Consider the following 16,739-nt stretch of genomic DNA (forward strand, 5'->3'; position numbering starts at 1 on the left):
TTGTGCGAATGGTTTTGCCATACATGACTCCCTGTCAGCGATTTTAGCGATGGAGAATTTATCAGAACTGCTTTGAATGCAGCGTCACCACTCTCGAGTCCTGGCTTTACTGAAGTGAGCGGTATCGTTGTTGATCACTCCCCCGAATGCAGTCGGATACGTATAATCGCGCCCGTCCCCGGCGCAGCGTTGGCTGCCCCCAGAACCCTCATCTCTTGTTACGAAGGACATCGCAAAAGGCACCCCATGGAAACGTCACTGGAAACAGTCGCCCTCTTCTCCCTCAAGCTCGCTTACGAGGAAGAAGGCCTGAGCCCGATTTTGCGGGACGACATGGTCATGGGTGATTACCAGAAGGATATTTTCGAGTTGCTGGTGCGGCGGGGTGATGTCGAGACCATTCAGTTGAAGATGAACGAGTGTCTTGGTCTGGCAATGGACGCCTTGGGCGGTGTCGAGAAACCGTTGGGGCGTGAGCTGCACAAGTTGTCAGCCGATTTCAGCCAGGCGCAATCGCTGGAGCAGCTCGATCAGCCGCTCCTCGCGCTCAAGGGTTATTTGAAAGACATTCTGTAATCAGATGCGCAATCTGAAGAAACAGCTCTGCTGATTACTGCCGCACTTTTACGACTCGAATGTCGACGGGAAACCCACCTGGCCCTTCCAGCGTCTTCCATCCCACGTATTGAAAAATCGCGTCCTGATCGATGGTCTCGCCCCTCTCCACCCTCTCTCCGCCGAGCACCGCGACCTCTTTATAGACGGCGCAGCTGCCCTCATCAGGGTGGGCGGTGTAGATCACATAGGGTTTGACGTATCTCACGGCACGGAAATGTCGGCCGCAACCCCAGTCGACCGTAATCATCAAGGTCTTCAGATACGCTTCGCCATCCGTTTCCGATTCCTCGGCCAGTTCTTTGAGCTTGCCGATTCCGCCGACGTCGCTAAAGCCCATAGCGAGGGCGCGCTCGTATTCCGGGGACTTCTCGTGCTCGGCCTGAGCCTTGAAGTATTGCTGTTGAATCTCTTTGTCCTGGACGTCATGTTCCTTGTTCCAGATCTCGGTCGCCTGGGCAATGACGTTTTCGCAACGGGCATAATCGGGAGAGGCAAGGCTTGCCTGGGCGAGGTGCTCCCGATGGACGAAAACAGTTCGCTTCAAGCTATCGATGCGGACCATCGCCGCCCTGGCAGTCATGGTCCCGTTTTGAACGTTGTTCACTACTTGCTGAAAACGCTCACAATCGGAGAGGTATTCCTTCCAGCCAACCTCCGGGGTTTCATCTCGGTCGGCAAGCGCCGGGGTCATGACGATGGCGAGAAGGAACGCGCCGAGCAGGCGCGGGGTAGCAGAAACAATCGGCATGTGTAGTCCGTTACGTGTTTGAAGAAAGTGGCGCAAAGCTACTATTTTGATATCTTGCCGTCCACTCTCGCTGGAGGCCTGTCAACCGCCTCCGTTATCGCGCACTCGGGAATAAACCAATGGATGCTTTGTTGTGCTTGCTAGTGATGGCCGGAACCTGGTTGTGGGTGGTGAAGCAACGGGGTGAGTGGAACTTGCTACTTGGCAACCTTGCTGGCGCTGGAAGTAGCGTGGTAACCGGCATTGTGTTCACGCTGATTTACGACGCAGTCATTGGAACGTCGATGGCGACACCAAACCTGGATCGCAGCTTGGTGGTGCTCACCACAAGCGCGGGCGTTCTGGCGGGGGTATGGTTGTGGATTGCCAATCGCCGTCAACCCGAACATCCGATTGCACGTCAGTTGCTGGGCGCGGTGTGTGGGTTTGCCGCCGGCATGGCGACCCTGCTGTTTCTTGCTGTGAATTATTTTCCCAACACGTGAACTGAGGCGTAATTGTTTTGCTATCTTGCCGCCCGCAAAAGCGGATCTGCTTAGTGAGCTGACACGAATTAAAGAAAGGATATGGATGGGATGGAAACAGCGTTGATCGTGATGTTTTTGCTGGTATGGGCAGGGATGTGGGTTTGGGTCGTCAAGAATCGTGGAAACTGGCCGGTATTCTTTGGCCACTTCGCCGGCCTGATTGCCGGGTTTATCGTGGCAGCCGTGGTGTTCGTTATCGTCGACGGACTTCTGCCCGAAAAATCTACCCCCGCGACATCCAGCGACACTCAGCCGCAAATCGCGAACGAAAGCCAGCTCAGATCTTTTGTCCCACGCTCTCCGGTCAGTCGTACATCCGCTCCGACATCGCCGTTGCTGCCCACCGACAGCCCGCGCTATCCACGGCTCTCTACACCGCTGCTTTCCGCCAGTCTCGATCCACAGTGGAGCAGCCAATACGAGCAATGGCGAGCCAGCGCAGATATGGCCAAAGGGGTCAACGGAAGCCTGGCGGGCCTGATCTGTCGGTCAGCGGCAAAATCCACGCTGCGCATTCCGGATTCCGCCTCCTTCGACGAGACTGAGGACTTTCGATTCGACCGCTACAAATCCCAGACCTACCTCGTCATGAGCAGGATCAGTGGCGAAAACATGGAAGGCACGATGGTCAGTCTCGGCTATGACTGCGCAGTGCAGTTCGTCTCCGGCAACGGGATCAAGGATGACCAATGGCGCCTGCTGGAGTTGACCATGCAAGGAAAGTCAGGCCCTGCGGGTTCTGCCAACACGTCGCCCCGGGATGCATTGTCCGAGTATGTCGCTGCTGCGCCTGCTGCTACGCCAGAACCGCTCAAGTCTGGCCTGGTGGAAAACTATCTCAATGAAATACCGACAACCCGTTCTGAACTGGCGACGGTTCAAGGGATGACTGCGCAACAGACTCTGGCTCATGCGCAGCTGCGAAAAGGGCTCATTGGCGGGCCGGACGCCAACAAAAGACTGATCGCGTTCCAGATGTGCGAGCCGTTTTTACGCAGCGTTCTGCGTCAGCCGGAACTCGCCCTGTTTGCCGACGATAAGGCTCTCTCGACTCAGCGTTACATAGACCAGATCTATACCAGCACAAGTCTGATGAAGATCCAGGACTCTGCGCGAAACTATCTGACCTATCGTTACGAATGCACCCTGCAGGCTTTGCCAACCATGAACGAAGGTTTTGACGACTGGAAGTTGCTGGACCTGCGCTTCGAACTGACCGGTAACTGATCAGCTCGATGAGCAAGAAGCGCGACGCTTCTATTTTGTTATCTTGCTGCCCATTATTGCAGCGTGCTCGAAGCGTGCTGCCTTGAGCGTTTTTGCAGGTTTAAGGAAAGGATCAAATGGAGTTTTTGCGTTTTCTGGCGTTTTTCGCGGCCTGGGGTTTCATGTGGCGCTGGGTGGTCAAGAACCGTGGCAGCTGGAATATTTTCTACGGCAACATTGTTGGCGCGGCCGGCGGTTTTATTGTGGCCATGGTGGTGTTGTCGATCACCTTGTCACTGTTTCCTTCTTCACATGATTACGAAACCGTGCAGACGCAGGAGGCCGAACCCACTTCGCTGTTGCCCGAAGCCGAATCAGTCACCCCTCCCGCTGCCCTGAAAGATGCGCCGGTGTTTGCCGCCATCGAACCGGATGACAAACCTTCGCCCGCCGACTCTGCCTTGCTGCCGAACTACGCCAGCCGAGCGCCGAAGTCGATGGCGGTACAAACCGTGCTGGACCAGAGTGACGACCAGGGGCGCAAAGCCCTCGCGGCGTTGAGCAAAAAGTTTCGCAGTGACGCACAAGCCGACAAGTCGATGCTCGCGTATGTCATGTGCAGCCCGTTCGTGACCGGCACGTTGCGCTTCCCCGCGTCGGCTCGCTTTGCTGACAGCAAAAGCCTCGTCAGCCACCGTTTCAAGGATCAGGTTTACACCTTCAGCAACACCGTCATCGCTCGCAACATGACCGGCGACGATGTCACCTACCGTTTCGATTGCTCCGTGCAGGAGCAGCCAAGAGTTGACGCGACGCCTGCCGAATGGCGTCTGCTGGGTCTGAAACTGCAAAAAGCCGACTCTTAAGCCTCGCTTAAGCGTTCAAGGCGCCGGCTGCGCTATCATCGCCGGCCGTGCGCCTTGAGTCTTGTCCCCGGATGTCTCCAACACTTGATGAACTGATCCCGCTGCCACCCGTTTTAGCCGGCCCGTTGTTGCGACGGCTGGAGCCCAAGCGACTGGTGCTGTGGCTGGTTGGCACGCGCCAACTGTCGCTGACTTTGCGCGTGCAAGGTGTAGGAGACATTCTTCTGGATGCCGAGAAATGCACGGTCATTCCCGTAGGCACTCGCGCATTCGTTCATCTCATTGATGTCAGCCTCGAAAACGCCCTGCCCCTCGACGAGTTTGTCGATTACGACGTGTTGATTGATGGCGACGCGTGCATCGCCGATTGGGCGCCGCATCTGTTGTATGGCGACGCCAGGTGCCCAAATTTCGTGGTGCGTTCGCGGATCGACCAGTTGCTCCACGGTTCTTGCCGCAAGCCGCACCATCCGGCGGTGGATGGTTTGCTCTGCGTCGACCACCTGCTGGCCGCCGAAACCGACCCGCAACAGCGCCCGGCGCTGCTCATGATGAGTGGTGATCAGGTCTACGCCGATGACGTCGCCGGGCCGACGCTACGAGCGATTCATGCCTTGATCGGACGCCTCGGCCTGTTCGACGAACACCTCGAAGGCGCAGTGGTCAGCGACAGCGCCAAGCTCTATAACCATCCGGCAAGCTACTACCATCGTGCGGATTTATTACCGGCACTTGAGAGCAACGAGACATTGCGCGAGCGATTTTTCGGCGGTGCGCGTAAGCCGATTTTCACCAGCAGCAGCGCTGACAATCATCTGGTGACCTTTGCCGAAGTCATGGCGATGTATTTGCTGGTGTGGTCGCCGGTGGCTTGGACGTTGATCAATCCGACAGCGCCAACGCTGACACCCGAGCGCCTCAAGCGCTATACCCTCGAACAGACGCGTATTGATGCTTTCAAGGCAGGGCTGGGCAACGTCGCCCGGGCGCTGGCGCATCTGCCGAGCCTGATGATTTTTGACGATCACGACATCACCGATGACTGGAATCTTTCTGCGCAATGGGAGGAAACGGCCTACGGCCATCCGTTCTCCAAACGCATCATCGGCAATGCGTTGATCGCCTACATGTTGTGCCAAGGCTGGGGCAATAACCCGGACGCGTTCAAGGATGTGCTGGTGAAGACTCGACGTCTGATTGCCAGCGGCGATGACCATTACCTCGACAGCCCGGTGCAGGATGATCTGATTGATGAGCTGCTGCGCTTTCAACACTGGCATTTCGTGCTGCCAACCAGCCCGGCGCTGGTGGTTATCGACACCCGGACCCGACGCTGGCGCAGCGAAATGGCGCTCAAGCAACCCTCAGGACTGCTCGACTGGGAAGCGTTGAGCGAACTGCAGCAGGAGTTGCTCGATCACCCGTCGGCGATCATCGTTTCACCCGCGCCGATCTTCGGTGTGAAGCTGATTGAAACCGTGCAAAAGATCTTTAGCTGGTGCGGTTTTCCACTGCTGGTCGATGCCGAAAACTGGATGGCCCACCGGGGCGCCGCGCAGGTGATCCTGAACATTTTCCGACACTCGCGCACGCCCGGAAACTACGTGGTGCTGTCCGGCGATGTGCATTATTCCTTCGTCTACGAAGTACTTATCCGACACCGCAAGGCCGGCCCGCGAATCTGGCAGATCACCAGCAGCGGCATCAAGAACGAGTTCCCGCCTACGCTGCTGGAGTGGTTTGATCGCCTCAACCGCTGGCTCTACTCACCCCGCTCACCGCTGAACTGGTTTACCAAACGCAGGCTTATGCGCATCGTGCCGTACACGCCAGAACATGCTGAAGCCGGCGAACGATTATGGAATTCGGCGGGGATCGGTCAGGTGTTTTTCAATGAACAGGGACAGCCGCGAGAGATCATTCAGCACAACTCGAACGGCGCGCCCCAAACGCGAATGCTGGCGCCGGATTTGGCGGACTATCCGAAGTAGAGCTATGCACCTTTCCCATGTAGGAGCGAGTCTGCTCGCGATTGCGATCGATCATTCAAAATGAATGTCGCCTGACAATGCGCTATCGCGAGCAAGCTCGCTCCCACAGGGTTATCGCGTAGCTATCAAATCGAAGTCACAGCCCGCCCAACACCCCGAACAATCATCCCCACCTCCCGCTCATCAATCGTCAGAGGTGGCAGCAGCCGTATCGTCTTGCCGCGCGTGACGTTGATCAGCAGGCCATGATCCCGCGCCGCGATCAGTGTCAGATCCCGAATCGGCTGTTTCAGTTCGATGCCGATCATCAATCCCTGCCCTCGAATCGCCAGCACATTGGGGTCGTCCGCCAACTCTGCGCGTAGCCGCGTCAACAGGCGCTCACCCTGCACTTGGGCGTTCTCCAGCAGGCCTTGCTCTTCGATGATATCCAGCACGGTGCAGCCAACCCGACAGGCCAATGGATTACCGCCAAACGTGCTGCCATGACTGCCCGGTGTAAACAGATCCGCCGCCCTGCCCCGCGCCAGACACGCGCCGATCGGCACGCCGTTGCCGAGTCCTTTGGCCAATGTCATGACGTCCGGGACGAAACCCTCGTGCTGAAACGCAAACCACTGGCCAGTGCGGCCGATGCCGGTCTGGATCTCGTCAAGCATCAGCAACCAGGCATGCCGATTACAGATCTCGCGCAGGGCTTTCAGGTAACCGGACGGCGCCAGTTGCACGCCGCTTTCGCCCTGAATCGGTTCGACCAGAATCGCCACGATCCGCTCGCCGTGCTTGCGCTGAACCTGCTCGATTGCGGCGAGATCACCGAACGGGACTTTGACGAAATCACCCGGCAGTTCACTGAAGCTCGAACGCACCGCCGGCCCGTCGCTGGCAGACAGCGTGCCGAGCGTGCGGCCATGAAACGCGTTGGCCATCACCACCACCAGCGGTTGCTCGATCCCTTTGCGCCAGCCGTAGAGCCGCGCCAGTTTCAGTGCAGTTTCATTGGCCTCGGCCCCGGAATTGTTGAAGAACGCGCGCTCCATCCCCGACAGTTCGGTCAACCGTTTTGCCAATTGCTGCTGCCAGTCGATGCTGTACAGATTTGAAGTGTGTAGCAGCAGTCCGGCCTGCTCGCTGATGGCCGCCACGATCCGCGGGTGCGAGTGGCCGACGTTGGTCACGGCGACCCCGGCGACCGCATCCAGATACTCGCGGCCAGCCTGATCCCACAGTCGAGTGCCCAAGCCCTTGGTGAAGCTCAGGGCCAGTGGTTGGTAGGTGTTCATCAGGGCGGCGGTCATGACTTCAAACTCCAGTGAAGGTCGGTGTGTTTGCAGTATGGTTAGCCACCAGAACTGGATAAACTCGGCAAAACTTCAATCATTTATAAGCTGGGCTTGATAATGGATTTGTTTCAGTCGATGAACGTCTACGTCAAGGTCGTCGAAGCGGGGAGCATGACGGCGGCCGCGTTGCAGTGCGAAATGTCGACGACGATGGTAGGCAATCATCTGCGAGCGCTGGAGCAACGGCTTGGCGTGCAACTGCTGCAGCGCACCACCCGCCGCCAACGACTGACCGAGTTCGGCAGCGTCTACTACCAGCGCTGCCTCGAGGTGCTGGGCCTGCTGGCCGATTCCGAACGCCTCGCCGAACAGGCGCTGGACGAACCTCGCGGCATCTTGCGCATCACCGCACCGCTGACCTTCGGCGTTGAACGCATGGCCCCGGCGCTCAGTGAGTTTTCCCTGCAATGGCCAAAGGTCAAACTCGATGTGGTGCTGACCAACAGCCGTCCGGACCTGCTCGAAAACGGGCTCGACGTCGCTTTTCGGCTGGGCAACTTCGAGCAGTCCAACCTGATCGCGCGGCCATTGATCGATTACACCCTGACGGTCTGCGCGTCGCCGGACTATGTGGCACGGCGCGGCATGCCGCTGACGCCGCAAGACCTGCAACAGCATGACTGCCTGTCCTTCGCCTACCCCACCGGCGATGACTGGCAATCGGTGGAAAAGCGCTGGCGCCTCAGCGGCCCGGACGGCGAAATCATGGTCGATGTCAGTGGCCCGATGTTGATCAACAGCTCCGCCGGTTTGCATCAGGCCGCACGCACCGGCATGGGCATCGTGATGCTGCCCGATGCACTGGTGGAACAGGACCTGCGCGATGGCAGACTGGTCACAGTAATCCCCGACTACCAGCCGCCCAGCCGTCCATTGCACCTGTTATACGCCCCGGATCGGTATCGACTGCCCAAGCTCAGACGTTTCGTCGAGTTTGCGATGACAGCCTGGGGCAGATCCTGATTCAGAGAACCATTAACCTGACCTCGAATGATCACCGACAAGGAGTCGCCCCACATATGAACAACAACCCGAACGTACGCGACATGCTGCCAGCAGAGGCGGAGTCGGTTCGACGATTCCTTGGGCAAAATGGCTGGGAACACCGGACAGGTTCCAGCGAGTATTTCGCGCAACTTGTCAGAAATTCCCAGCGCACTGCCGTCGCGTTGGAAGGCGAACAGATCATCGGCTTCGCTCGTGGCATCACCGATGGTTTGTCCAATGGTTACCTGTCGATGGTCGTGGTGGACGGGCAACATCGACGCCGTGGGATTGGCCGGTCATTGGTCGAGCACATCATGGGCGACAACCCGGACATCACTTGGGTGCTGCGGGCTGGCCGTGAAGGTGCAGAGGCGTTTTTTACCGGCCTGGGTTTTGAGATCTCAGTGATTGCCATGGAACGACCACGCTTGAAATAGGGCATGCGCTCGGTGCCCGCTAAAAAACCTATACCGCCAGCCCGTTGCTCCGTGACAACGTCGCCCCGCTCCCCTAAATTAGTCGACCTGAAAAAGCCCCGTGCTTGCTCATCTCCACTCAAGTTAAAAAGTAGTGAAATTTCAATGTCCGATTTCAACACCGCTGAATCCGTAGTCACCGAATCGTCCAAAGCGGAATACGAAAACTCCATCAATCTTTCACAACACCTGCCACAAGCCAAAATCATCAGTGAGATGGTACTGGACGCGTTCCAGTCGACCCGCGAGAGCGATCAGATCCGTGAACTGCGCACCGCGATCCGAGAGGCGCACGACCGCTTCGATGACGACAAGGCCTACGAACTGATGGGCGAACTCAAGAGCCTCAAGGATGCCGAGGCTGCCGATATCGCCGCCCTCGAAGACCTGAGCAGCAAGTTCTCGATCGGCCGCATCCTCTCTAGCTTCAAGGATGATCCGGCTTTCCAGGAAATCGTTTACGGCCTGGCGCTCAAAGTACTGAACCAGACCCATCAGGCGATCAGCAACCCGAGCGGCGGCAAGAGCAAAGCGGCACGTGCGAAGAAAGAAGTCGAAATCTTCACCATCAGCAAGGATGGCAGCAGCGTGACCCTGCCATTGCGCACGCCACGCTCGCGCCTGAATGTTGACCGTGAAGCGCTGGAGTTCCTTGGTTTCACCTTCGTCGGTGAGGGTGAGGAAGCCGAAATCGATAGCGAAACCTTCGTCGACAATGCCGGCACCGAACAGGCCGTCAACCGCAAGAACATCATCACGGCCCTGCAGCAGCGGACCGCATTTGATGGCTACAGCATCGCCGCGCAGTAATCCGGCCACGCTGACGAAAAAGCCCCGCACTGAGTGATCAGGCGGGGCTTTTTGTTTTCCGGCGCGAGGATTATGCGCCCGAGTGCAATGCCGCAATCATGTCGACTTCAATCGCCGCATTCTTCGGCAACTGATAGACACCCACCGTGGTGCGCGTGTGCCGGCCAGCATCGCCGAGCACATGGCTGAACACATCCGACGCACCGTTGGCCACTTCACTCAGGTCAACAAAGTCAGGCGTGGACTTCACGTACACCGTGACCCGCAACAGCGCCCGGATCTTGTCCAGCGAACCGACCGCATCGACGATCAGCGCCAGACACCGCATCGCGCTGATGCTCGCGGCGGCCTGTGCGTCCTTGAGCGTCAACTCCAGGCCAACCCGACCGGGGTACTGAATCTTGCCGTGGGTACGTGGCACCATGCCGCTGATGTACAGCTCATCGTGATGACGGATCAGCGGTGCGTAGTTACCGCCGGCGGTGTTCTCACCGTGGATGTCGTAGTTCAGCTCTTGTGCCAGGGCAATGAAGCGTTCGTCGCAGGTCATCCTCTCAGTCATTTCGCCCAGCCTCGTTATCGGTGCATGAAGAACAGTTGAGCACCCGTGAAATGGTATGGCGCTATCACTGTCATGGTTGGATCCGAATCTAGGGGGTTTACTCCGATACCGCAACTCAACCCTGTAGGAGCTGCGGCACGCTGCGATCTTTTGATTTTGATTGTAGTTTTAAAGACCAGGATCAAAAGATCGCAGCGTGCCGCAGCTCCTACAAAGGCATCGCGTCGAGGTGACCCCTGCTCGCGATTGATGGCGCCTCAATCACCGAAATTCAGCCAACAAAAAACCCCGCACATCTCTCGATGGCGGGGCTTCTTGTACAACCTGAAACTTACGGCGCGTACGTCAGCAACAACTCGCTCGGCACCTTGAAGTCCAGGGACATCATGACGCTCAACGCAGTGATGGTGAAGATCGAGAACACGAACAGCTTGCGTGCCCAGACAGTGTCATCGACTGCCTTGTAGCCGGTCCAGGCCATGTACAGCCAGTACATGCCCATCGCGGCGGCGACGGCCAAGTAGCTCATGCCGGCGTAGCCGCTGAAGGTCAGCATCAAGGTCGCCACGAGGAACGCCAGGATGTAGAGCAGGATGTGCTTCTTGGCCACTTTAATCCCGCGCTTCACTGGCAACACCGGAATCGATGCGGCCAGGTAATCGTTGAAGCGGAAGATCGCGATGGCGTAGGAATGCGGCATCTGCCACAGGCTGAACATCACCAGCAGAACCAGCGCGGCCATGTCGAAGCTGTTGGTTACAGCGACGTAACCGATCACTGGCGGCATGGCGCCCGACAGACTGCCCACCAGCGTGCCGTGAACCGACTTGCGCTTGAGGTACAGGCTGTAGAAGCCGACGTAGATCACGAAGCCGATTACCGCGAACAGGGCGGCCAACGGATTGGCCACCTTGTACAACAATGCAACGCCGAGAACACCAAGGATGGTCGCGTAGATCAGGGCCAGTTTCAGGGAGATCAAGCCCTGGACCAGCACCCGGTTCTTGGTGCGTTCCATCTTCAGGTCGATGTCGCGGTCGATGCAGTTGTTGAACACGCAACCGGAGGCTACAACCAGGGAGGTGCCGATCATGGCTGCCAGAAACACCGCCAGATCGACATGCCCTTTCGAGGCCAGGAAGAACCCGCCTGCCACAGAAAGCACGTTACCGAAAATGATCCCCGGTTTGGTGATTTGGATAAAGTGCTTGAGCGACATCGGGTCTACCTCACTTCGCCATCATGTACGTGTGAATGCTGAACATGATCCACAGCGACAGGCCAACCAGCAGCACGATCACGATGGCCGTGAAGACGAACGCAATCACGTTGTTACGCTGAGCAATGGAACGGTCCAGGTGCAGGAAGTAATACAGGTGAACAATCACCTGGATCACTGCGAACAGCATGACAATTGCCAGTGTCGTCATCTTCGGCAAGGTCGGGTACATCACCAGGCCGAACGGAATGACAGTCAGGATTACCGACAGAATGAAGCCAATGGCGTACGACTTGGCGCTGCCGTGGCCAGCATCATGGCTGTCATGGGAGTGTGCGTTAGCCATTACAGAGTCCCCATCAGGTAAACAACGGTGAATACGCAGATCCACACCACGTCCAGGAAGTGCCAGAACAGGCTCAGGCAGCTCAGACGGGTCTTGTTGGTCGCCGTCAGGCCGTGCTTGTTGACCTGGTACATCATGATGCCCATCCAGATCAGACCTGCGGATACGTGCAGACCGTGGGTACCGACCAGGGTGAAGAACGCGGACAGGAAGCCCGAACGGCTAGGACCGAAGCCCTCGGAGATCAGCAGGTGGAACTCGTTGATCTCCATGGCGATGAAGCCAGCACCGAGCAGGAAGGTCATGAACAACCAGCCCAGGACCTGCTGCTTCTTGCCTTTGTACAACGCCAGCATGGCGAAGCCGTAGGTGATCGAACTGAACAACAGCAGAGCGGTTTCGCCCAGCACGTATGGCAGTTCGAAGATGTCGTGGCCCGACGGGCCACCGGCAACGTTGTTTACCAGTACCGCGTATACCGCGAAGATCGACGCAAACAAGATGCAGTCGGTCATCAGGTAGAGCCAGAAACCGTATACGGTCATCTCGCCCGAATCGTGGTGATGGTCATCGTGCCCATGTTCGCCATGGGCGTGTCCAGCATTGGTCACTAAATTCGACATGGTTTAAGCCTGTTCCAACGAGGTTTCAACACGGGTGGCACCGGCCGGGATTTTCCCTGCCGCAACCAGACGCTTGTGCTGCTCGGCTTCGATGCGCTCGATCGTTTCAACCGGAACCATATAGCCCTGGTCGTCACGTGCAGCGTGGATCACGAAGTAGACGACAGTGCCTACCAGGCTCGCGATTGCCAGCCACCAGATGTGCCAGATCATGGCAAAACCGAAGACGGTCAACAGCGCGCCCATCACAACGCCAGTGGCGGTGTTGTTCGGCATGTGGATCGGCTCGTACTTGGCCGGACGCTGGTACGCGGTACCGTCTTCCTTGGCTTCAGTGAACGGGTCGATGCAGTCAGCCTTAGGCAGCACAGCGAAGTTGTAGAACGGCGGTGGCGACGAGGTCGACCATTCCAGGGTGTGTGCATTCCACGGGTCGCCGTGTTCGCACATGTTCTCTGGCTTGTTGCGGTCACGCACACTGACGTACAGCTGGATCAGTTGGCAGGCGATACCGACAGCGATCATTACCGCACCGAACATGGCAACGTACAGGTACGGTACCCACTCAGGGTTGGTGGTGGCGTTCAGACGACGGGTCATGCCCATGAAGCCCAGTGCATAGAGCGGCATGAACGCGACGAAGAAGCCCGAGATCCAGAACCAGAACGCTGCTTTACCCCAGCCTTCGTGCAGCTTGAAGCCGAACGCTTTCGGGAAGTAGAACGCGAAACCTGCGATGTAACCGAATACCGCGCCGCCGATGATCACGTTGTGGAAGTGAGCGATCACGAACAGGCTGTTGTGCAGAACGAAGTCAGCACCCGGGATGGCCAGCAGTACGCCAGTCATGCCGCCGATGGCGAAGGTCACCATGAAGCCCAGCGTCCACAGCACCTGGCTGGTGAAGCGCAGACGGCCCTGGTAAATGGTGAACAGCCAGTTGAATAGCTTCACACCCGTCGGGATGGAAATCAGCATCGTCGCCAGACCGAAGAAGGCGTTGACGCTTGCACCCGAACCCATGGTGAAGAAGTGGTGCAGCCAAACCATGAAGCCCAGTACCGAGATCGCGCCCGAGGCGTAGATCATCGAGTGGTGGCCGAACAGTTTCTTGCCGGTGAAGGCCGAGATGACTTCCGAGAAAATGCCGAATGCCGGCAGGATCAGGATGTATACCTCAGGGTGGCCCCACGCCCAGAACAGGTTGACGTACATCATTGGATTGCCACCAAGTTCATTGGTGAAAATGTGGAAATCCATGTAACGGTCAAGGGTCAGCAGTGCCAGGGTAGCGGTCAGGATCGGGAACGAAGCCACGATCAGAACGTTTGCCCAGGTGCAGGTCCAGGTGAAGATCGGCATGTCCATCAGTTTCATGCCAGGGGTACGCATTTTCAGCACGGTGGCGAGGAAGTTAACCCCCGTCAGCGTTGTACCCAACCCGGATAACTGTAGCGCCCAGATGTAGTAATCCATCCCCACGCCCGGACTGTATTGCAGGCCCGACAGCGGTGGATAAGCAACCCAACCGGTCTTGGCGAATTCGCCAACGCCCAGCGACAGGTTGATCAGCACAACGCCGGATACCAGCAGCCAGAAGCTCAGGGAGTTCAGGAACGGGAAGGCAACGTCACGCGCGCCGATCTGCAGCGGCACTGCAAGGTTCATCAGGCCGGTGAAGAATGGCATCGCCATGAAGATGATCATGATCACACCGTGAGCGGTGAAGATCTGGTCATAGTGTTCAGGTGGCAGGTAGCCAGGCGAACCCTCGGTGGCCATGGCCAACTGGGTACGCATCATGATGGCGTCGGCAAAACCGCGCAGCAGCATGACCATGGCGACGATGATGTACATCACGCCGATTTTCTTGTGGTCAACCGAGGTCAACCACTCGGTCCACAAGTAAGTCCACTTCTTGAAGTAAGTGATTGCAGCGAACAGTGCCAGACCACCCAGCGCGATCATGGCGATGGTCACCATCACGATCGGCTCGTGGAAAGGAACCGCTTCCCAACTTAATTTACCAAACATTGTTTACTCCTCTGCCCCGGCAGCTGAATGCGAACTCGAGTCAATTTCCGTGGCCGCCACTTCTTTCTCTTTCTTCTCGTGCTTCAGCGGCTTGCCCGGCTTCATACCTTCGTACTTGTCGACGATGATCTGGAACTGGTTCGGCGTGACCGAGGAGTAGAGCTCGACTGGATTGTTCTGGCTCGGTTTGGCAAGGGCTGCGTATTCAGCTTGATCAAGCTGTTTAGGTGACTTCTTGACTTCACTTACCCAGGCGTCGAAATCTTCCTGAGTTGTCGAGATGGCTTTGAACTTCATGCCGGTGAAACCTGCGCCGCTGTAGTTGGCGGAGATACCGTCCATTTCAGCGTTGCGGTCAGCGATCAGGTGCAGTTTGGTCTGCATGCCCGCCATCGCGTAGATCTGGCCGCCCAGGCCCGGGATGAAGAAGGAGTTCATCACGGCGTCGGAGGTGATCCGGAAGTTGATTGGCGTGTGCGCCGGGAACACGATCTTGTTGACCGTGGCAATGCCTTGTTCCGGGTAGATGAACAGCCACTTCCAGTCCAGCGCAACCACTTCGATGGTGATCGGCTTGACGTCGGATTCGATTGGACGATACGGGTCCAGTTCGTGGGTCGAAATGTAGGTGATGTAACCCAGCGCGATGATGATCAGAACCGGAATGGTCCAGACGGCCACTTCGATCTTGGTCGAGTGCGACCATTTCGGCGTGTAGATGGCGTCTTTGTTGGAGGCGCGATACTTCCAGGCGAACAGGAAGGTCATGACGATAACCGGCACAACGACCAACAGCATCAGCAGGGTCGCGGTGATGATCAGGTTGCGCTGTTCCAGGCCGACCTGGCCCGTTGGATTGAGCAGGGTCATGTTGCAGCCTCCCAGCAACAACGTGCCGAGCAGCGGCACTAGGCCTAGTAATCTGGGGTACCTGTTTTTACTCATCTCACGACCTCTAAAGCAGCTTGCGCAATGCAGTTGGGTTTTGATCGCCAACACTTCACCCTGCCAAGGGTTGGCATTTTCTTTGGATTGAATAAGGGCCGCCCGTCGCGCGTCAGACGCTCGACAAAACCTGGGACAGCGGTAAGTTCTTATTCGAATTCGTGGTCAAAGGCCTTGTTACAGACCAATTCCATTTGGTGCGGAAAGTTGGAAGGCACCGACACCTGGGTGTCTTGAAAGCCTCACAGCCTGCTCGACACCCGACTTCCTGCTCGCCTCCTTAATAAAGGCTGAACAGCGCCGGGAATTCAGTGCGGGCGATTGTAGATAGGTAGCGCCCTATACACCATGTCTTATCCCGAAATAATTTTTATCCGTTCAAGCAACAATCCATCGCCATTTTTGCAAAAGTGCCGCATGTTATCGAAATAGATTCTCAACAAAAACGCCAAAATTTGTAGGTGTATCCGCCTCAGTTCAGACAGCTCTGAAGGCTTTTTCCGAGGGCTGGATCGGCGCAAAGCCCGATACCCCAAGGCTTCTGGCCATTTGCCCGCGCTTGTTAAAACTGCCTGATCTGGCACACGCGTTCAAAAGCCCAAAAACACCGAAACAGACCAATCCTTTTTTGTAACAGTGCGCCAATCCGGGTAGGTGGATCGGCTTGCGACACCGCCTGTGTGACAACATGTCGCACACCTGCCACACCCTTCCTTGCCGTTCGTCACGGTGTTTTCACAAACACTCTGAAATGCAAAACGCCCCGATCTGCTGAACCGCAAATCGGGGCGTTTTCTGTATCGGCAATAACGCGCAATAGTTGACTCAGCGCAGTGCTTTTCGATTACGCGAGGCCAGCAGCGGAACCAGGATCACCACCAGTACGAACGCTACCAGCGCCCATTGCGCCAGCGACAGACCGAGGATCGGCGGGTACGGCGTCGAGCAGAAACCGTCGACCTGGAAGCCCAGCGGGAAGATCTTCGCCAGCGGCAAATCATCAACAATAGGCTGCAACACATCGATGCCACAGCTGATCGCCGGATAGAACTGGGTGTACACGTGATGCCCGGCGACTGCCGCCCCGGCAATCGCACAGATCACCACCAGTACTTCGAATACGGTGATGCTGCGCCGGGTGCGCGTGGCTGCACCGATAAAGGCGAACAGCGCGATCAGCAGCAACGCATAACGCTGCAGGATGCAAAGTGGGCACGGCGCCTCGCCGAGCACGATCTGCATGTACAGCGCACCACCGATCAACGCCAGGCAGATGATGCCCAGCAGCACCAGAAAGCGCCGCTCACGTCCCAATCGAATTGTTTCCTCGCTCATCGCGTTTCCCTTATATGTCCATGGTTCAGCCGTCTGGCGACTGAAAGTTGTCGCAAGTCTACACCGGAGAAATAAACGATAAAGCGGTTAAGGAACCATTAAT

The 16,739-nt window shown here is 57.2% G+C and carries 17 protein-coding genes; 8 read left to right on the plus strand and 9 right to left on the minus strand.

Features of this window, described 5'->3' with window-relative positions; translation table 11 throughout:
- Window positions 1-246: 246 nt before the first annotated feature.
- Window positions 247-576 (plus strand): hypothetical protein, encoded by a 330-nt coding sequence (locus AB4P97_RS18120; protein ID WP_042560946.1) that lies wholly within the window; start codon window positions 247-249, stop codon window positions 574-576.
- 34 nt (window positions 577-610) lie between these two features.
- Here AB4P97_RS18120 and AB4P97_RS18125 read toward each other — a convergent pair whose 3' ends face one another.
- Window positions 611-1,366: a hypothetical protein gene (locus AB4P97_RS18125; RefSeq protein WP_042560947.1), complete on the minus strand. Its 756-nt coding sequence runs from the start codon at window positions 1,364-1,366 to the stop codon at window positions 611-613.
- 119 nt (window positions 1,367-1,485) lie between these two features.
- On the opposite strand from AB4P97_RS18125, the gene AB4P97_RS18130 reads away from it, so the two are divergent.
- The 4 genes from AB4P97_RS18130 to AB4P97_RS18145 all read left to right on the plus strand — a co-directional run bounded on the left by AB4P97_RS18130 (window position 1,486) and on the right by AB4P97_RS18145 (window position 5,956).
- Window positions 1,486-1,851 carry a hypothetical protein gene (locus AB4P97_RS18130; protein ID WP_042560948.1) on the plus strand — a complete coding sequence of 122 codons (366 nt, stop codon included), beginning with the start codon at window positions 1,486-1,488 and terminating at the stop codon, window positions 1,849-1,851.
- Window positions 1,852-1,941: 90 nt separating this feature from the next.
- Window positions 1,942-3,120 (plus strand): hypothetical protein, encoded by a 1,179-nt coding sequence (locus AB4P97_RS18135; RefSeq protein WP_395601429.1) that lies wholly within the window; start codon window positions 1,942-1,944, stop codon window positions 3,118-3,120.
- A 116-nt stretch (window positions 3,121-3,236) separates the two neighbouring features.
- The gene (locus tag AB4P97_RS18140; RefSeq protein ID WP_042560950.1) at window positions 3,237-3,965 is read left to right on the plus strand and encodes a hypothetical protein; all 729 of its coding nucleotides are present in this window, start codon (window positions 3,237-3,239) and stop codon (window positions 3,963-3,965) included.
- A 71-nt stretch (window positions 3,966-4,036) separates the two neighbouring features.
- On the plus strand, window positions 4,037-5,956 hold the full coding sequence (locus tag AB4P97_RS18145) for an alkaline phosphatase D family protein (RefSeq protein WP_395601430.1): 1,920 nt from the start codon (window positions 4,037-4,039) through the stop codon (window positions 5,954-5,956).
- 125 nt (window positions 5,957-6,081) lie between these two features.
- Here the strand turns inward: AB4P97_RS18145 and AB4P97_RS18150 are convergent, their stop codons facing one another.
- Window positions 6,082-7,254 (minus strand): aspartate aminotransferase family protein, encoded by a 1,173-nt coding sequence (locus AB4P97_RS18150; RefSeq protein ID WP_395601431.1) that lies wholly within the window; start codon window positions 7,252-7,254, stop codon window positions 6,082-6,084.
- A 102-nt stretch (window positions 7,255-7,356) separates the two neighbouring features.
- Between AB4P97_RS18150 and AB4P97_RS18155 the strand changes: the two genes are divergently transcribed.
- The 3 genes from AB4P97_RS18155 (at window position 7,357) to AB4P97_RS18165 (ending at window position 9,572) form a co-directional block, all read left to right on the plus strand.
- Window positions 7,357-8,262 carry a LysR family transcriptional regulator gene (locus tag AB4P97_RS18155; RefSeq protein WP_047303045.1) on the plus strand — a complete coding sequence of 302 codons (906 nt, stop codon included), beginning with the start codon at window positions 7,357-7,359 and terminating at the stop codon, window positions 8,260-8,262.
- Window positions 8,263-8,318: 56 nt separating this feature from the next.
- A complete protein-coding gene (locus AB4P97_RS18160) occupies window positions 8,319-8,723 on the plus strand; it encodes a GNAT family N-acetyltransferase (protein WP_395601432.1) in 405 nt (134 codons plus the stop codon).
- 144 nt (window positions 8,724-8,867) lie between these two features.
- Window positions 8,868-9,572, plus strand: coding sequence for a hypothetical protein (locus AB4P97_RS18165; RefSeq protein WP_042560954.1), 705 nt, complete (start codon window positions 8,868-8,870; stop codon window positions 9,570-9,572).
- A 70-nt stretch (window positions 9,573-9,642) separates the two neighbouring features.
- On the opposite strand, the gene AB4P97_RS18170 is transcribed toward AB4P97_RS18165, so the two are convergent.
- The 7 genes from AB4P97_RS18170 to AB4P97_RS18200 all read right to left on the minus strand — a co-directional run bounded on the left by AB4P97_RS18170 (window position 9,643) and on the right by AB4P97_RS18200 (window position 16,636).
- Complete coding sequence (locus AB4P97_RS18170; protein WP_042560955.1) at window positions 9,643-10,134, minus strand: RidA family protein; 492 nt, start codon at window positions 10,132-10,134, stop codon at window positions 9,643-9,645.
- Between the two features lie 331 nt (window positions 10,135-10,465).
- Window positions 10,466-11,353: a heme o synthase gene (gene cyoE / locus AB4P97_RS18175; protein WP_042560956.1), complete on the minus strand. Its 888-nt coding sequence runs from the start codon at window positions 11,351-11,353 to the stop codon at window positions 10,466-10,468.
- 10 nt (window positions 11,354-11,363) lie between these two features.
- Window positions 11,364-11,699 (minus strand): cytochrome o ubiquinol oxidase subunit IV, encoded by a 336-nt coding sequence (cyoD, locus tag AB4P97_RS18180; RefSeq protein ID WP_042560957.1) that lies wholly within the window; start codon window positions 11,697-11,699, stop codon window positions 11,364-11,366.
- Window positions 11,699-12,322 carry a cytochrome o ubiquinol oxidase subunit III gene (gene cyoC / locus AB4P97_RS18185; RefSeq protein ID WP_042560958.1) on the minus strand — a complete coding sequence of 208 codons (624 nt, stop codon included), beginning with the start codon at window positions 12,320-12,322 and terminating at the stop codon, window positions 11,699-11,701. Before cyoC ends, cyoD begins: the two co-directional genes overlap by 1 nt.
- Window positions 12,323-12,325: 3 nt before the next feature.
- Entirely contained in the window at window positions 12,326-14,356 is a 2,031-nt protein-coding gene (gene cyoB, locus AB4P97_RS18190) for a cytochrome o ubiquinol oxidase subunit I (RefSeq protein ID WP_273877878.1), read from the minus strand.
- Between the two features lie 3 nt (window positions 14,357-14,359).
- The gene (gene cyoA, locus AB4P97_RS18195) at window positions 14,360-15,301 is read right to left on the minus strand and encodes a ubiquinol oxidase subunit II (protein ID WP_042560960.1); all 942 of its coding nucleotides are present in this window, start codon (window positions 15,299-15,301) and stop codon (window positions 14,360-14,362) included.
- 825 nt (window positions 15,302-16,126) lie between these two features.
- Window positions 16,127-16,636: a disulfide bond formation protein B gene (locus tag AB4P97_RS18200; protein WP_042560961.1), complete on the minus strand. Its 510-nt coding sequence runs from the start codon at window positions 16,634-16,636 to the stop codon at window positions 16,127-16,129.
- Window positions 16,637-16,739 lie beyond the last annotated feature (103 nt).

Origin of the sequence: Pseudomonas sp. A1230 (assembly GCF_044218825.1) — a bacterium.
Taxonomy (GTDB): Bacteria; Pseudomonadota; Gammaproteobacteria; order Pseudomonadales; family Pseudomonadaceae; genus Aquipseudomonas; species Aquipseudomonas iridis.

What these genes read in the sequence shown, in the direction of transcription:
- AB4P97_RS18200 (WP_042560961.1), bottom strand. Translation starts at nt 16,636, where the DNA reads ATGAGCGAGGAAACAATTCGATTGGGACGTGAGCGGCGCTTTCTGGTG.
- AB4P97_RS18145 (WP_395601430.1), top strand. Translation starts at nt 4,037, where the DNA reads ATGTCTCCAACACTTGATGAACTGATCCCGCTGCCACCCGTTTTAGCC.
- AB4P97_RS18130 (WP_042560948.1), top strand. Translation starts at nt 1,486, where the DNA reads ATGGATGCTTTGTTGTGCTTGCTAGTGATGGCCGGAACCTGGTTGTGG.
- cyoD (WP_042560957.1), bottom strand. Translation starts at nt 11,699, where the DNA reads ATGGCTAACGCACACTCCCATGACAGCCATGATGCTGGCCACGGCAGC.
- cyoB (WP_273877878.1), bottom strand. Translation starts at nt 14,356, where the DNA reads ATGTTTGGTAAATTAAGTTGGGAAGCGGTTCCTTTCCACGAGCCGATC.
- AB4P97_RS18155 (WP_047303045.1), top strand. Translation starts at nt 7,357, where the DNA reads ATGGATTTGTTTCAGTCGATGAACGTCTACGTCAAGGTCGTCGAAGCG.
- AB4P97_RS18120 (WP_042560946.1), top strand. Translation starts at nt 247, where the DNA reads ATGGAAACGTCACTGGAAACAGTCGCCCTCTTCTCCCTCAAGCTCGCT.
- AB4P97_RS18135 (WP_395601429.1), top strand. Translation starts at nt 1,942, where the DNA reads ATGGAAACAGCGTTGATCGTGATGTTTTTGCTGGTATGGGCAGGGATG.
- AB4P97_RS18165 (WP_042560954.1), top strand. Translation starts at nt 8,868, where the DNA reads ATGTCCGATTTCAACACCGCTGAATCCGTAGTCACCGAATCGTCCAAA.
- cyoE (WP_042560956.1), bottom strand. Translation starts at nt 11,353, where the DNA reads ATGTCGCTCAAGCACTTTATCCAAATCACCAAACCGGGGATCATTTTC.
- AB4P97_RS18150 (WP_395601431.1), bottom strand. Translation starts at nt 7,254, where the DNA reads ATGACCGCCGCCCTGATGAACACCTACCAACCACTGGCCCTGAGCTTC.
- AB4P97_RS18160 (WP_395601432.1), top strand. Translation starts at nt 8,319, where the DNA reads ATGAACAACAACCCGAACGTACGCGACATGCTGCCAGCAGAGGCGGAG.
- cyoC (WP_042560958.1), bottom strand. Translation starts at nt 12,322, where the DNA reads ATGTCGAATTTAGTGACCAATGCTGGACACGCCCATGGCGAACATGGG.
- AB4P97_RS18170 (WP_042560955.1), bottom strand. Translation starts at nt 10,134, where the DNA reads ATGACTGAGAGGATGACCTGCGACGAACGCTTCATTGCCCTGGCACAA.
- cyoA (WP_042560960.1), bottom strand. Translation starts at nt 15,301, where the DNA reads ATGAGTAAAAACAGGTACCCCAGATTACTAGGCCTAGTGCCGCTGCTC.
- AB4P97_RS18140 (WP_042560950.1), top strand. Translation starts at nt 3,237, where the DNA reads ATGGAGTTTTTGCGTTTTCTGGCGTTTTTCGCGGCCTGGGGTTTCATG.
- AB4P97_RS18125 (WP_042560947.1), bottom strand. Translation starts at nt 1,366, where the DNA reads ATGCCGATTGTTTCTGCTACCCCGCGCCTGCTCGGCGCGTTCCTTCTC.